This is a genomic window from Mesorhizobium sp. Pch-S (assembly GCF_004136315.1).
Classification (GTDB): Bacteria; Pseudomonadota; Alphaproteobacteria; order Rhizobiales; family Rhizobiaceae; genus Mesorhizobium.
This window is the reverse complement of record NZ_CP029562.1, coordinates 2,415,982-2,430,801: the sequence shown is the minus strand read 5'-3', so window position 1 is coordinate 2,430,801 and position 14,820 is coordinate 2,415,982. Positions and strand designations below refer to the sequence as shown.

The 14,820-nt window shown below is 63.0% G+C and carries 15 protein-coding genes, 1 other RNA gene and 1 pseudogene; 10 read left to right on the top strand and 7 right to left on the bottom strand.

Annotation, left to right across the window (positions count from 1 at the left end; genetic code table 11):
* Positions 1-65 precede the first annotated feature (65 nt).
* Positions 66-689 carry a cytochrome c family protein gene (locus C1M53_RS11140; protein ID WP_129412311.1) on the bottom strand — a complete coding sequence of 208 codons (624 nt, stop codon included), beginning with the start codon at positions 687-689 and terminating at the stop codon, positions 66-68.
* Between the two features lie 188 nt (positions 690-877).
* Here C1M53_RS11140 and C1M53_RS11135 point away from each other — a divergent pair, with 188 nt between their 5' ends.
* Together C1M53_RS11135 and C1M53_RS11130 are read left to right on the top strand one after the other, a co-directional pair.
* The gene (locus C1M53_RS11135) at positions 878-1,606 is read left to right on the top strand and encodes a 3-deoxy-manno-octulosonate cytidylyltransferase (protein WP_129412310.1); all 729 of its coding nucleotides are present in this window, start codon (positions 878-880) and stop codon (positions 1,604-1,606) included.
* A gap of 17 nt (positions 1,607-1,623) precedes the next feature.
* On the top strand, positions 1,624-2,490 hold the full coding sequence (locus tag C1M53_RS11130; protein ID WP_129412309.1) for a prephenate dehydratase: 867 nt from the start codon (positions 1,624-1,626) through the stop codon (positions 2,488-2,490).
* Positions 2,491-2,590: 100 nt separating this feature from the next.
* Here C1M53_RS11130 and C1M53_RS11125 read toward each other — a convergent pair whose 3' ends face one another.
* The 3 genes from C1M53_RS11125 to C1M53_RS11115 form a co-directional block, all read right to left on the bottom strand.
* Complete coding sequence (locus C1M53_RS11125; RefSeq protein WP_207213095.1) at positions 2,591-2,992, bottom strand: RidA family protein; 402 nt, start codon at positions 2,990-2,992, stop codon at positions 2,591-2,593.
* 96 nt (positions 2,993-3,088) lie between these two features.
* Positions 3,089-4,036: an NAD(+) diphosphatase gene (gene nudC, locus C1M53_RS11120; protein WP_129412308.1), complete on the bottom strand. Its 948-nt coding sequence runs from the start codon at positions 4,034-4,036 to the stop codon at positions 3,089-3,091.
* Positions 4,037-4,072: 36 nt separating this feature from the next.
* The gene (locus C1M53_RS11115; RefSeq protein ID WP_129412307.1) at positions 4,073-4,492 is read right to left on the bottom strand and encodes an HIT family protein; all 420 of its coding nucleotides are present in this window, start codon (positions 4,490-4,492) and stop codon (positions 4,073-4,075) included.
* Positions 4,493-4,640: 148 nt separating this feature from the next.
* Between C1M53_RS11115 and ffs the strand changes: the two genes are divergently transcribed.
* The 6 genes and pseudogenes from ffs (at position 4,641) to C1M53_RS11090 (ending at position 10,129) form a co-directional block, all read left to right on the top strand.
* An RNA gene (ffs, locus tag C1M53_RS11110) (signal recognition particle sRNA small type) lies at positions 4,641-4,737 on the top strand.
* A 106-nt stretch (positions 4,738-4,843) separates the two neighbouring features.
* Positions 4,844-6,634 (top strand): annotated as a pseudogene (locus tag C1M53_RS11105) (DNA polymerase III subunit gamma/tau); the annotation flags it as partial.
* A 30-nt stretch (positions 6,635-6,664) separates the two neighbouring features.
* A complete protein-coding gene (locus C1M53_RS32085; RefSeq protein ID WP_054311855.1) occupies positions 6,665-6,988 on the top strand; it encodes a YbaB/EbfC family nucleoid-associated protein in 324 nt (107 codons plus the stop codon).
* Between the two features lie 259 nt (positions 6,989-7,247).
* Entirely contained in the window at positions 7,248-8,123 is an 876-nt protein-coding gene (locus C1M53_RS11100) for a cell wall hydrolase (RefSeq protein ID WP_245488523.1), read from the top strand.
* Between the two features lie 116 nt (positions 8,124-8,239).
* On the top strand, positions 8,240-8,845 hold the full coding sequence (gene recR / locus C1M53_RS11095) for a recombination mediator RecR (protein ID WP_129412305.1): 606 nt from the start codon (positions 8,240-8,242) through the stop codon (positions 8,843-8,845).
* 21 nt (positions 8,846-8,866) lie between these two features.
* Positions 8,867-10,129 (top strand): lytic murein transglycosylase, encoded by a 1,263-nt coding sequence (locus C1M53_RS11090; RefSeq protein WP_129412304.1) that lies wholly within the window; start codon positions 8,867-8,869, stop codon positions 10,127-10,129.
* 15 nt (positions 10,130-10,144) lie between these two features.
* Here C1M53_RS11090 and C1M53_RS11085 read toward each other — a convergent pair whose 3' ends face one another.
* On the bottom strand, positions 10,145-11,146 hold the full coding sequence (locus C1M53_RS11085; protein ID WP_129412303.1) for an LLM class flavin-dependent oxidoreductase: 1,002 nt from the start codon (positions 11,144-11,146) through the stop codon (positions 10,145-10,147).
* A gap of 199 nt (positions 11,147-11,345) precedes the next feature.
* Here C1M53_RS11085 and C1M53_RS11080 point away from each other — a divergent pair, with 199 nt between their 5' ends.
* Positions 11,346-11,774, top strand: a complete 429-nt coding sequence (locus C1M53_RS11080) for a DUF6481 family protein (protein WP_129412302.1) — start codon at positions 11,346-11,348, stop codon at positions 11,772-11,774.
* A gap of 101 nt (positions 11,775-11,875) precedes the next feature.
* On the opposite strand, the gene C1M53_RS11075 is transcribed toward C1M53_RS11080, so the two are convergent.
* Together C1M53_RS11075 and C1M53_RS11070 are read right to left on the bottom strand one after the other, a co-directional pair.
* Complete coding sequence (locus tag C1M53_RS11075; protein WP_129412301.1) at positions 11,876-13,018, bottom strand: FAD-binding oxidoreductase; 1,143 nt, start codon at positions 13,016-13,018, stop codon at positions 11,876-11,878.
* A 179-nt stretch (positions 13,019-13,197) separates the two neighbouring features.
* A complete protein-coding gene (locus C1M53_RS11070) occupies positions 13,198-13,866 on the bottom strand; it encodes an XRE family transcriptional regulator (protein WP_245488522.1) in 669 nt (222 codons plus the stop codon).
* Positions 13,867-13,920: 54 nt separating this feature from the next.
* Between C1M53_RS11070 and C1M53_RS11065 the strand changes: the two genes are divergently transcribed.
* On the top strand, positions 13,921-14,745 hold the full coding sequence (locus C1M53_RS11065; protein WP_129412300.1) for a creatininase family protein: 825 nt from the start codon (positions 13,921-13,923) through the stop codon (positions 14,743-14,745).
* The last annotated feature ends 75 nt before the right edge of the window (positions 14,746-14,820 follow it).

Below are 14,820 nucleotides of genomic sequence, written 5' to 3'. Positions count from 1 at the left end.
CCCGCGCGCAACAAAAAAGCCGGGTCAAACCCGGCTTTTTCGTGGTCTTTGGAATGACAAATCCGTCAGTTCGCGGGCTTGGCCTCTGCCGGCTTGGCGTCGGCTGGTGCAGCAGCCGGTGTGGCTGCAGGCGCAGCACCGGCTTCCGGCAGCGGTGCCGGACTGTCGGACAGCGTGCGCAGATAAGCGAGCAGGTTACCGCGGTCCTCGTCCTTGGGCAGGCCGGCGAAGCCCATGGCGGTGCCCTTCACGAGGCCCTTGGGCGAAGTCAGGAAATGGTTCAGGTTCTCGAAGGTCCATTTGTTGTCGCCTTTGGCGAAATCCTTCATGCCGGCTGAATAGGCGAAGCCTTCATGATGCGCGACCGGGCGGTTGACGATGTCCCACAGATCCGGGCCGATCTTGTTGGGGCCACCCTTCTCGCCGCTGTGGCAGGCCTGGCACTTCTTGAAAACGGTGGCACCGGCTTCCGCCTTGCCTGCCGCCAGCAGATCGGCAACCGGCGTTGCGGCCTTGGCTTCCTTGCCGCCGCCACCGCCGGCTTCTGCTTCCGCTGCCTCGATCGTGAAGCCGGGCTTCTCGGGCTTTGGCGAAGCGAACAGCGAGTCGGATACGATGCCGACCGAAAAAACCACGAACACGGTTCCGAGCAGACCGGCCAGTACCTTGTTGACTTCGTTGGAATCCATAAACCCCAGCTCCCTTTTCCGGCAGACCGTTCCGTCCTTCCGGCTGTCGGTATCGAGACCCTCCCCGTCGAGGGGGTCAAATCGGGCGGAAACTAGGTCTTTTGCTATTCGGTTGCAACACCTATAAGGGCGCTTCCTGTGAGACCTTTTGCCACTTTTCGCCCTGCCCGTTCCGTTCCGCGCCAATCATGTCGACATTGATCCTGATTCCCGCCCGCATGGCCTCCACCCGGCTGCCCGGCAAGCCGCTCGCCGATATCGCCGGCAAGCCGATGATCGTGCATGTTGCCGCCCGCGCCGCCGAAGCCGATCTCGGCCGTGTCGCGGTGGCGACCGACACCGAGGCGGTGGCCGAAGCGGTGCGCGCACACGGGTTTGAGGCGGTGATGACCCGCGCCGACCATCAGTCCGGCTCGGACCGCATTTTCGAGGCGCTCGGGGCTTTCGACCCGAAAGGCGAGATCGAGACGATCGTCAATGTCCAGGGTGATCTGCCGACCGTTGAACCGGCCATCATTCGCGCGGCGCTGAAGCCGTTCGAAGACAGGGCCGTCGACATCGCCACGCTCGGCGTCGAGATCGTGCGTCCGGAAGAGAAGACCAACCCGAACGTGGTCAAGATCGTCGGCTCGCCGCTGTCCGAGACGCGGCTGCGGGCGCTTTACTTCACGCGTGCAACCGCCCCCTGGGGTGAAGGTCCACTCTACCATCATGTCGGGTTGTATGCCTATCGCCGCACCGCGCTCGACCGTTTCGTGGCGCTGAAGCAGTCCGTTCTGGAACGCCGTGAAAGCCTCGAGCAACTGCGCGCGCTGGAAGCCGGCATGCGCATCGATGCCGAAATCGTTCGCTCGGTGCCGCTCGGCGTCGACACGCCCGAGGATCTGGAGCGGGCGCGCGAAATCCTGTCTCACTGACGAAGGCCCAGCCAAGAATGTCTCCTGCCCCCACCAACCGCATCTCGTTCCAGGGCGAACCCGGCGCCAATTCCGACACCGCCAGCCGCAACATGTTTCCGACGATGGAGCCGTTGCCCTGCCCGACATTCGAGGATGCCTTCAACGCGGTGGAGACCGGCAAGGCCGATCTCGCCATGATCCCGATCGAGAACACCATCGCGGGTCGGGTGGCCGACATCCATCATCTTCTGCCGGAATCGAAGCTGCACATCATCGGCGAGTACTTCCTGCCGATTCATTTCCAGCTGATGGTACTGCCAGGCGTGCAGCGCTCCGAAATCAAGACGGTGCACAGCCATATCCACGCGCTCGGCCAGTGCCGGAAATACATTCGCAAGAATGGCTGGAAGCCGGTTGTGGCGGGTGACACCGCCGGTTCGGCGAAATTCGTGGCCGCCGAGAAGGACCGGACGATGGCCTCCCTGGCGCCACGGCTTGCCGCTTCGCTCTACGGCCTCGATATCCTGGAAGAAAATGTCGAGGATACCGATTCCAACGTCACCCGCTTCGTCGTGCTGACCAAATCAAAGCACTGGGTGGAGCGCACTTCGCCCGACACCCGGATGATGACCACCTTCATCTTCCGCGTGCGCAACGTGCCGGCCGCGCTCTACAAGGCAATGGGCGGCTTCGCCACCAACGGCGTCAACATGACCAAGCTGGAGAGCTATCAGCTCGGCGCGTTCACCGCGACGCTGTTCTACGCCGACATCGAGGGCCATCCGGAGGATCCGGGCGTCAAGAACGCGCTCGAGGAATTGCGCTTCTTCTCCAAGGAAGTGCGCATCCTCGGCGTCTATCCGGCCAGCGATTCGCGCGAACAGTGGAAAGTTGCGGACTAGAGCGGTTCCGTTTTTTTCACGGAACCGCGGAAAACGCTCTAAGCTTTTGTTTTCGTCGCATCTTGTAACGCCAAGTGATTCCACCTGGCCCCAGAATGCTTTAGGGCAATACCGCTTCCGCTTCGATCTCGATCAGCCATTCCGGCAGCGACAGGCCGGTGACGATGATCCAGGACGAAGGCGGCGGGTTGGCGGGGAAATAACGGCGCAAGGCCTCTGCGATCGGCCCCTGGTCGTCTTGGGCTGCTTGCGCGATGTAGATGCGCAGCATCACCACATGCGAAAGGTCGCCGCCGGCCTGTTTCAGCAGATAGTCGATGTTGTCGAGCGCCTTGGCCGTCTGCGGACCCATGCCGCCTGCGACGGTTTTTTCATTCTCATCGACGCCGACCTGCCCGGACAGGAGCATCCTGCGCCCGCCTTCGACGACCATTGCCTGGCTGAAACCATACCGCTGGCTGTCGAACAGGCCGGCGGGGTTGAGTGTCTGGCGTCGGATCAAAGGATGGCTCCTGCTGCAAGCGTAACGACTTCCACACGGGTCTGCATGGAAGTCGTCATATCGGAGCGACCAGCCGCCGTTTCCAGACCGACCCGCTCAGCCTTCGCTGTCCACCCAGGCCTTGATCAGGTGATGCGCAATGGCGCCCGGCGGGGGCGTCATCAGCCCTTCCGGATGCCGCCGCTCCAGCATCAGCCGCGTCTCGTCGCGCGAAAACCAGCGGCAGTCCTCCAGCTCACTGAGGTCGGCCTGAATGTCCTCGTTCAGCGCTTCGCCGAAACAGCCGATCATCAGCGAATAGGGGAACGGCCAAGGCTGGCTGGCATGGTAGACGACGCGGCCAAGCCGGATGCCGGCCTCTTCCAAAGTCTCGCGTCGCACTGCCGCCTCGATCGTTTCGCCGGGTTCGACGAATCCTGCGAGCGAAGAATACATGCCAGGCGCGAAATGCGGGCCACGGCCCAGCAGGCATCGCTCGCGCGAGACTGTCAGCATGATCACCACCGGGTCAGTGCGCGGGAAATGATCGCTGCCGCAGGCCGGGCAATGCCGTTTGTAGCCGCCGGCGCGCATTTCGGACGGGTTTCCGCATTTCGAGCAGAAACGATGGCTGGCGTTCCAGGACAGCAGTGCCGCGCCTTGTGCCAGCGCGCCGAGCGCCGCTTCGTCGATCAGCCTCTGGATGTAGACCGAACGGTGATCGATGGCCTTGATGGTCTCAGGCAGTGCTTCCGAGGCCATGGCCGCGGGCGCCGCAAGGATCGGCTGCCCATCGGCGTATCCCAGCAGGATTGCCTCTGAAAGCACGGTTTCGACGCCGTCACTCTCGGCCAGGTCGAACCAGGGATCAAAGGCGCCATTGTCCTTCAGCTTCAGGTAGAGGCGGCCGTCGCGCATCGGCAGGATGCGCGCTGCAGGATCCTTGAGCGCGATTTCCACGCAATCGTCGGAGCGGTTCTCGGACTGACGGTCGATGCGGTTGCCGGCAAAGCCGACGAATTGGCTGGGCTCGCGCAACGGCGCGTCGAACAGGCGAAAGGTCATGGGGAGACTCAGGGGCTCGGCGGATTTGTCGGCGATTTATAGCGCCGCCTTGATCAGTTCGGCAAACCGGTAGAGATCGGAACGTTTGTAGGGCTCGCGCGGTCCCTGGCCCCAGACCGGCCCCGGCCAGGCCGTGTCGCCTTCGTTGCGGGCGATGACATGGACATGCAGCTGGCGCACGATGTTGCCGAGGGCGGCAGTGTTGATCTTGGTGCAGCCGGTGGCTTGCTTCAGCGCCTGCCCGACCATGTTGGTCTCGAAGGTCAGCATCGCCTGGTCCAGCGGGGTCAGGTCGTGCAATTCTTCGATGCCGGGCCGCTGTGGCACCAGGATCAGCCAGGGCCAGCGGCTATCGTTCATGATGCGCAGTTCGCACAGGCCGAGCCACAGCAATTGTTCGCTGTCTGCCTCCAACCGGGCGTCCAGCGAAAATCCGGCCTTGAGGCCAGGCAGCATCGGCATTCCCCCAGAGATTTGGCAGGAGGCTAAAACGGCGCCGGTTTCGTCGCAAGCCCTTCATTCGGTCTGCCCCAACAAGCGATGGCTGTTGCGCGCCATTGCTTGACCCTTGCATTCTGGCGTCAAATTGCCGATATGGGGGTTGGGAGGTTGGTGGTGGACGATCCACTCGCCAACCGGGTCAGGTCCGGAAGGAAGCAGCCCTAACGAGCCCGGAACGGGTCATTGTTCCAGCCTCCCGCCTCTTCGCTCTTCTCCCGCGGTCCTTCTGTCGCGAACATTGATGGCGCGCAGCTTGGCGGGCGAAACTTATTTGCGGAAACAGGCTCCAGGGAGCAGTCAGGGCGGATGAGCGAAGCCGGAAACAATCCCGCACCGGAAAAGGCCCGTGGCGGTTATCGCGTGCTGGCGCGCAAATACCGCCCGTCGAATTTCTCCGAACTGATCGGCCAGGAGCCGATGGTGCGGACGCTCACCAACGCCTTTTCCACCGGACGTGTCGCGCAGGCGTGGATGCTGACCGGCGTACGCGGTGTTGGCAAGACAACCACTGCGCGCATTCTGGCGCGAGCGCTCAACTACAAGACTGCCGAGATTGACCGCCCTTCCGTCGATCTTTCCGTGCCGGGCGAGCATTGCCAGGCGATCATGGAAGGCCGCCACGTCGATGTCATCGAGATGGACGCTGCCTCGCACACCGGCATCGATGATATCCGCGACATCATCGACCGTGTCCGCTACGCGCCTGTCTCCGCGCGTTACAAGGTCTACATCATCGACGAGGTGCACATGCTGTCCACGCAGGCCTTCAACGGCCTGCTCAAGACGCTTGAAGAGCCGCCGCCGCATGTGAAGTTCATCTTCGCCACCACCGAGATCCGCAAGGTTCCGATCACGGTGCTGTCGCGCTGTCAGCGCTTTGACCTTCGTCGTATCGATGCTGCCATGATCAAGGCGGATCTGAAGCGGATCGCCGGCCTCGAACAGATCGAGGCTGAAGACGACGCGCTTGCCATGGTCGCTCGCGCTGCCGAAGGCTCGATGCGCGATGCCCAGTCGATCTTCGATCAGGCCATCGCGCACAGCGCCGGCAATGTCACCGCGGAAGCCGTGCGCGCCATGCTCGGTCTCGCCGACCGAGCCCGCATCGTCGATCTGTTCGAACACATCATGAGAGGCGATATCGCCTCGGCACTGCAGGGCCTCCGGGCTCTCTACGATGTCGGCGCCGATCCCGCTGCCGTCCTGACCGACCTGGCCGAATTCACTCATCTCGTCACACGCCTGCGTTTCGTGCCGGGTGCGGCTGACGATGCAGCGCTCAGCGAGGATGAACGGACACGCGGCCTCGAGTTCTCGCGCACCCTGTCTGTACGGGTACTGTCCCGTGCCTGGCAGATGCTGCTCAAGGGCATTCCGGAAGTGCAAAGTTCCAACCGCCCGGTCAGCGCTGCCGAGATGGTATTGATCCGGCTCGCCCATGCAGCCGACCTGCCGACGCTCGATGAAGCGCTGAAGTCGCTGGAAAACGGGCAGCCGGCGCCTGGCGCAGCGGTGCGTGCGAATGGCGCCCCTGCTGGCGGTGGAAATGGCGGCGCAGCCATGGCCACCGCCTCGGTCCGCATGCCGGTCACGCCCGGCGGCGGACAGACCATGCGTCTGGTCGAACCGGTCCAGTCTCCCGCCTTCGTGCCGGCCCCGGAACCGGCACAGGAGCAGCAGTCGGTACCGGTCAAATCCTTGGCCGACATCATCGCTCTCGCGGATCAGAATCGCGACATCGCCTTCAAGGTCCAGATCAAGCGCTACGTTCGCCCGGTGAGCTTCGAGCCGGGTCGCATCGATGTGACGTTGACCGAAGACGCGCCGAAGATGCTGCTCAACGAGATGACCTCGAAGTTGCGCGCCTGGACGGGCCGCAGCTGGCTGGTGTCATTGTCGAAGGAAGAGGGCGGCCAGACGATGGCCGAGGTCGAGACGACGCGTCGCGAGATAGCCTTCTCGGATGCGCGCGCCGATCCGGCGGTTGCGGCCATTCTCGCCCGTTTTCCCGGCGCGAAGATCATCGACGTGCGCATTCCCGATGCACCGAATGAAGAAAGCGAAGATGCCGACCAGCCGATAGAACCGGCTTCGGATGCGACATCGATTTTTGAGAAGGACCAGACGATGAAAGATCTGCTCGGCCTGATGGGCAAGGCAAAGGAAATGCAAGCCAAGTTCCAGTCCATGCAGGAGGAGATCGCGAATCTCGAAGCTACCGGCCAGGCCGGCGGCGGGCTGGTCAATGTGACGCTGACCGGCAAGTTCGAGATGAAGGTGCTGAAGATCGATCCATCCCTCTTCAAGGAAGACGAGGTCGAAATCCTGGAAGACCTTATTCTGGCCGCCCACAACGATGCCAAGGTCAAGGTCGAACAGATCATGCAGGAAAAAACCAAGGCTTTGACTGCCGGCTTGCCTCTGCCGCCCGGCATGAAGTTGCCGTTTTAATTTGAAAGAATAAGTATTTCCAAAGGCAGCAAGAGAAATCACTTAGAATATCGGTCGCGTTTCTCTTGCTCCGTTTTTGTTACAGGATGAAATATTGCGTTATATCCTGCGTTTAACCACTCGGTAACGACTTCGTTAAATCCACGAATTGTTCACCTTGTTCGGCAAAGTAAGGCTTTGGCCATCTTTTTGCCTGAAAGTGTCTCATTCTTGCCGCATATCCTGGGGACAAGGCGGCAGCAAGAATGAGGGACGTTTGTTGATCGCCACGCGTTGGAAAAAGCTGATCGCCCTCGGGACGGTTGTCCTGGGCCCGCTCTTCCTGGCTGCCTGCAGCCAGACCACCGGCAGTCACGGCCTGTCCGTTGCCAAGCTCTCCGATTCCGTTGCCCCCAGCTCCAAGGTCGGCGCTTACCGCTACACCAGCCGCGACAAGGAATGCCTGGCGCGTGCGATGTTCTTCGAATCGAATCGCTCCAGCCGCGACGGCATGGTCGCCGTCGGCACGGTGGTGATGAACCGCCTGCGCTCGGGCAAGTATGGCGACAACATCTGCAGCGTTGTTGGTCAGCCTGGCCAGTTCGCACCGGGCGTGATGACCCGTCGCATGAACTCCAAGGCCTTGCCTGATGTCATGGATGCCGCCGAGGCGGTGCTCAAGGGCGAACGCTCGACCAAGGCCAAGAACTCGATGTTCTTCCATACGGCCGGCCTCAAGTTCCCATACAAGAACATGCACTACGTGCTGGTCGCTGGCGGCAACGCCTTCTACGAGAAGCGAGGCCGCAACTGGCAGCCGCTGCCGGAAGAAGGCGCCACCATGATGGCTTCGGCGGCGCCGATTGCTCCGGTTGAGACCGTTGCCGTCGCCTCGGCTGCCACGATCCCGACGACGGCCTTTGTTTCGACGAAGCCGGCGCCCGCCATGGCCGTCGCACCGGTGATGGTGGCCTCGGCCGAACCGGCTCAGCTTCCGTTCAAGACCGCTTCGGCGGTGCCAAGCGAAAGGCCGCAGCCCGTTCTGGCCTCGGCGACGACATCCGAGCCTGACGTCGTGATGTCGTTCCAGTCGACGCCGGAAAACACCGATGCCATCGGCGCGTTGATCGTCTCCGAAAGCCGGCCGCTGCAGTGATTTGCCTCGCAGCCTGAGCCGTATGCGGCTTGCAGCCGGCGGCTTCTGTCCGGAGCAGCACCTGAACCAGCGGCAGCTCGGTTCCAAAGTGGCTGGAAAAATCCTACATCGGTGCGATGTCCAAGCGAATCGCCGGCCCTGAAATCGAACGCCTGATCCAGCTTCTGGCCAAGGTGCCAGGCCTGGGCCCGCGTTCGGCGCGCCGCGCGGCCCTGCACCTCATCAAGAAAAAGGATCAGCTGCTGGCACCCTTGGCCAATGCCATGGGCGAGGCGGTCGAGAAGGTGCGCATCTGTTCGACCTGCGGCAATGTCGACACCGCGGATCCCTGCATGATCTGCACTGACCCGCGCCGTGATGATGCCACGCTGATCGTCGTCGAAGACGTTTCCGATCTCTGGGCGCTGGAGCGGGCGGCAGCCATGAATGTCCGCTACCATGTGCTCGGGGGTACGCTGTCGCCGCTGGACGGCATCGGTCCCGACCAGTTGAACATCCGCTCGCTTGTGGATCGCGTCGCTGCCGGCACGGTCAAGGAAGTCATCCTCGCGGTCAATGCCACGGTCGAGGGGCAGACGACGGCACACTACCTTACCGACCAGCTCTCCAGCTTCGACGTGAAAGTGACAAGGCTCGCGCATGGCGTTCCGGTCGGTGGTGAACTCGACTATCTCGACGAAGGCACGCTGGCGGCGGCGCTGAAGTCGCGCACGACCTTCTAAGAGATTTCTCGAGGAGACGGAATGGATCGCTTCTCTGGCCGCTTTCTGCTCTCCTCGTTGAAGGCGCTATTTTTGCTTGCTGCCCTTGTTGCGAGCTTCGCGGGTTCCGCTTCCGCCGCGACCATCGATGATCAGTTTCGGACTTGGCTGCAGAACGATCTCTGGCCCGAGGCCAAGTCGAAAGGCATTTCGCAGGCCACGTTCAGCGCCGCCTTCGACGGCGTGAGGCCCAATCTCAAGCTGCCCGATCTGGTGCTGCCGGGGGAAAAGCCGAAGACGCCGAAGAAACAACACCAGGCCGAGTTCGGTTCGCCCGGCGCCTATTTTGCCGAGAAGATCGTGGCAGCGGTTTCCAATGGCGGCCGCGCCCGCGCCGGACAATACGCCGCAACGCTGCGCCAGATCGAGAAGCGCTACGGCGTGCCGGGCTCGGTGGTTCTGGCGATCTGGGGCCGCGAAAGCGGCTTCGGTACGGCGAAGATTCCTTACGATGCCTTCGAGGTGCTCGGCACCAAGGCCTTCCTGGCAACGCGCAAGGATATGTTCCGCCAGGAATTGCTGGCAGCGCTCGAGATTGTCCAGCGTGGCCTTGCTCCGGTCGGAGCGATGAAATCCTCCTGGGCTGGCGCGCTCGGGCAACCGCAGTTCATGCCGACCTCGTTCCTCAAGCACGCAGTCGATTTCGACGGCGACGGCAAGACCGATATCTGGAATTCGGTACCGGACGTCATGGGATCGATCGCCAATTATCTGGTCCATTACGGCTGGGTGAAAGGGCGCGGCTGGGGCTACGAAGTCACCGCGCCCGACACGCTATCCTGCTCGCTGGAAGGGCCGGACCGCGGCAAGCCGGTCTCCGCGTGGAGCAAGCTCGGCGTCAGGCGGGTTGACGGCAAGCCGTTCCCATCCGGCGAAAATGCAGCCGAGGCATTCCTGATGATGCCGGCTGGGCGGCATGGTCCGGCATTCCTGGTGACGCCGAACTTCTATGTGCTCAAGGAATACAACACCTCCGACCTCTACGCGCTGTTCATCGGCCTTGGTGCCGATCGCATCGCGCGCGGAGACCACCGCTTTTCGGCGGAATGGGGCGCGGTGGGCGGACTATATCGATCGGACATCGCCGCCTTGCAGCGGGTTCTCGAAAAGAAGGGCTACGACGTCGGCAGTGCCGATGGCCTGCCAGGGTTCAAGACCCGGCGCTCGATCGGCGAGTGGCAGGCGAAAAATGGCCGCGCCGCGACCTGCTATCCCGATGCGGAACTGGTGCAGGCGGTCAAATAGCGCACAGCCCTTGCCCTAGGCAGCCTTCGACATGCCACGATGGATGTCGGCCAGCATCTCGAAGGAACGTACGCGCGCGGCGTGGTCGAAGACCTGCGCCGTCACCATCAACTCGTCGGCGCCGGTGCGCGCGATGAAGGCCTCGACGCCTTGCTTAACCGTTTCTGGCGAGCCGACCACTGCACAGGACAGCGCCTGGTTCAGCATGGTGCGCGCAACCGGATCGAGATCACGGTCGAAATTCTCGACCGGTGGCGGCAGTCGGCCTGGCCGCCCGCTGCGCAGGTTCACGAAGGCCTGCTGCAGCGATGTGAACAGCAGCCGCGCTTCCGCGTCGGTCGGTGCCACGATCACGTTGATGCCGAGCATGACACGCGGCTTGTCGAGCTGTTGCGAAGGTTCGAATCGCGTGCGGTAGACTTCCAGTGCATGGTCGAGTTCCGCCGGCGCGAAATGCGAGGCGAAGGCATAGGGCAGGCCGAGCATGGCGGCCAGCTGCGCGCCATAGAGGCTGGAGCCGAGGATCCAGACCGGTACGTTTTCACCTTCGCCCGGCACCGCCCGGATGCGCTGGCCCTCTTCCGCGGGTTCGAAATAGGCCATCAGCTCGACGACGTCGCGCGGGAAGTTGTCGACGGCGGCGTCGAGGTTCCGGCGCAACGCGCGTGCCGTCATCATATCGGTGCCTGGGGCTCGGCCGAGGCCGAGATCGATGCGGCCGGGATGCAGGGCAGCCAGTGTGCCGAACTGTTCGGCGATCACCAGTGGAGCGTGATTGGGCAGCATGATGCCGCCGGCGCCGACCCGAATGGTCTTGGTGCCTGCCGCGACATGGGCGATGACGACGGCGGTGGCGGCGCTGGCGATGCCTGGCATGTTGTGGTGCTCGGCCAGCCAGTAGCGTTTGTAGCCCAGCCGCTCGGCATGGCGGGCGAGGTCCAGCGAATTGGCAAGGGACTGCCCTGGTGTGCTGCCCTCGCCGACGGGCGAGAGGTCGAGAACGGAAAGATCGGTCATGAGCGTGTCCCGCTGGCTGGTCCGACCGCATATAGGGTGACGTTAGCTACATGCCAAATTTAGGGATTGGGCCAGTCGATTATGTGTCGTTGCGCTGCAACATACGCGTTCTATTCATGGCTGGCATACCGAATTGGTGCTTGATCTCTGCTTTCGCGCGCGTATGTAAGCCCCGCACATGGATTTCAGGGAACTGGACTTGGCTATCTACAGGGAAAAAGACATTTTCGAGCGGCGCAATGCCGCGAACGAGGCAAAGAAGGCGCTCCTGGAGCGCTTCAAGGCAAAACCGGCAGCGGACGATCCGGCAGTGCTGGCCCGCCAGGCGGAACGCAAGGCGATCCTCGAGGCCCGTGCTATCCGGGAAGCCGAGAAGGCTCGGCTGAAGCAGGAGCGCTTGGCCCGCGAAGCTGCGGAAAAGGCAGAACGCGAAGCCGCGGCTGAAGCAGCAAGGCTCGAAGCCGAAGCGAAGGCGCGCGAGGAAGCTACTGCCCGTGAGGCGGAAGAAAACGACCGCATCTCGCGCGTTCTGGCGGACGAGGCCGAGCGCAAGGCCAAGCGTGACGCGCGCTACGCCGCCCGCAAGGCGCGGGTCGGCCGCACCCCTCCTGGCTTCTCGGCACGCTGATTGCCAGAGCAGCAAGAAAGAATAGCCCGCCTCACATAAGGTGAAGCGGGCTTTTTGCATTTGCCGCAAAGCGGTCTGTCGCCGGATTGCTTCCGGTCTTGCTATCTGCCGAGCCGTGCCGGGCTGAGCATGGCGCTGTCGAGCCCGAAATCGGCGATGCGCGACGGCAGCGGCTGACCGCGCACCAGGGCGGCACAGGCTTCGCCCATGGCCGCGGATGTCTGGATGCCGTATCCGCCTTGCGCGACCAGCCAGAACAGGCCTGGCACCGAGCCGTCGAAGCCGCCGACCAGATCGCCATCGCCGACAAATGAGCGCAGCCCCGCCCAGACGCGGTTGGGGCGACCGACGGAAAGCGTGGTCAGTTCCTCGATGCGGTGAATGCCCAGCGCGATGTCCTCCATTTCGGGCTGGACGTCCTGCGGCGGCATCACGTCGGCATTGGCCGGCGAGCCGAGAAGCAGACCGGCATCGGGCTTGATGTAGCAGCTCTCGTCGGCGGTGATGAACATCGGCCAGCGGGTGACGTCGTGACCGGCCGGCGGCGCAAAGACGAAAGCCGTCCGCCGGCGCGGCTCCAGTCCGAGCGGGCGGGCGCCGAACAGCGCGCCGATCTCGTCACCCCAGGCGCCTGCCGCGTTGATCACGATCGGCGCGATATACTCCTTGCCTGATGCCACGACACGCCAGTCGGCGCCGGTCCGTTCCGCTGTGGTGACGTCGGCATTGCCGATCACGGTGCCGCCGGAGCGTTTCAGACCACGCAGATAGCCCTGATGCAGGGAATGCACGTCGATATCTTCGGCATTGGGATTGTAGACGGCGCCGACAACGCTCTCCGGCCGCAGAACCGGCACCCAGGCCCTGGCGCCTTCGAAATCGAGTCGCTCTCCGGGCAGCCCGATCGAGCGGACGGCATCCTGATGTTCCGAAAGCAGGTGCTCCTGCTCGCTCGAGGCAACGACCAGCATGCCGCGCGGGGTCAGGATCGGGTGCTCGGCGAAACCTGCCGGTGGGGTTTCGAGGAAAGCGCGGCTTGCAGCCGTCAGGGCGCACACCTGGCGCGTGCCGTAGGTTTCGCTGAACAGCGCGGCGGAGCGGCCGGTCGAATGATAGCCCGGCTGGCTTTCGCGTTCGAGCAGCACCGTCTTCACGTGCGGCGCCAACCAGTAGCCGACGGATGCACCGGCGATGCCGCCGCCGATGATCAGGACATCGGCTTTCACCGGCTCTTGCGTTGTCATGGTCGATCCTTCGTGCCAGCGATCTGCATGGCAGGTATTTCTTTCTTATACGCTAAACATTTTCAAAATTTGAAAACGCCGTCAAGCGTAGCCTGGCAGGGGATCTCGAATCGGCACCGCGCTCCGAAGGGTAGTGCGGACCATGACGAGGCCAGACGCCTTTGCGCGCCAGAGCTGCCCTAGTGGTCCAGCATTTCGATCAGGGCCGACTGGAAATCCGGCTGCGCGCTCGAACAGACCGCAAGCACGAGCCCATCGCCATCGCCGACGGCGAGATAGGCGTGGCCCATGGTGCTGTCGATGTAGATGCTCTCGCCCTTCCCGAGGCGAATTGGCGCATAGTGCTCGGTGTGCACCTCGATGATGCCTTCGAGCACGTAGAGGAACTCCTCGCCGGCATGTTTGATCAGCGGGCCGAACTCTTCCAGCGAGCGGGTGGTGATGCGGGTCAGCACCGGCACCATGCGTTTCCTGGTGATGTCCGTGCTGAGGTAGAGATAGTCGTAGTTCTGGGTTTTCTGCTGCAACCCGTCGCCCTGCAGGTTGACGGAACGCCGGGTCAGCGGATGGCCGGAGATTTCGGGTTCAGCGACCAGTTCGGCCATCGACAGGCCGAGCCCCTCGCCGATCTGCAGCAGCTTGTCATAGGAGAGCGACATCTGGTCGTTTTCGACCTTGGACAGCGTCGAGATCGCCACGCCTGTCTTGCTGCTGACGTCGCTCAGCTTCCAGCCATGCCTCTGGCGCAGCGCCTTGAGGTTCGCTCCGAGTTTCGGGTGCTTGGCCATCAATCCCCAGTCGTTGGTCCAGTTCGATGACGGGACGATAGCCGTTGACAATATCGGCAACAAGGAAAATCATTTAGCGAATTAGAAAACGGAATTTCTGCCGAGGAGGAAATCATGGCTCGGGAAGTCGAATGGGCGCGCATGACGGCGCCGGAACTGCGTGCGATCGCCGAGCGTGGCAATGCGCTCGCCATCCTGCCGGTCGGTTCACTGGAGCAGCACGGTCCGCATCTGCCCGTCATCACAGACACCGCAAGCGCGGCGGCCGCGGCGATACGCGGCGCGCGGCTGGTTTCCGAGGAAGTGCCGCTCGCCGTCCTGCCTGGTCTCTGGCTCGGCATGAGTGAGCATCATCTGCCGTTCGGCGGCACGATCACTCTCGACTATGCCGCCTATCACGGTGTGCTGCGCTCGATCGCCCGTTCGCTGAAGGCGATCGGCTTCACCCGCCTGCTCATCGTCAATGGCCATGGCGGCAATGTCGATCCGCTGGCCGTTGCCGTGCGTGAACTGGCGGTGGAGTTCGACATGCCGATCGTGGCGACGACGCCATGGTTCCTGGCGCAGGAGGAAACCTCGGCGCTGTTCGAATCCGACGATGGTCCGAAGCACGCTTGCGAGGGCGAGGCCTCGGTCATGCTGGCAATCGCCGGCGATATCGTCAAAACCGACAAGTTCAAGGAAGCGGAGGCTCTGCAGGCTGGCCAGAACGAGGCGCCGCATGGCGCCTCGCGCTTCTACTCTTTCTCCGAACGCGCACCGAAGACCGGCACCTGGGGCTTCCCCAGCAAGGGCACTGCCGAAAAAGGCGAGAAGTTCCTGGCCCTGCATGCCCGCGAGGTCGCCAACCTCATCGCCTCGGACATCCTGTGGACGCGGCCGGATCCGGTCTGGCGCGCCGGCCGCGGTCTGGAGACCACAGGCGGCCGGGCCGAATAGTCGTAATGCGGCGATGGTCCGCACCGTGAGGGGCTGGCCATCGAATGACTGCCAACAACAACCAGAAAAAGGGGA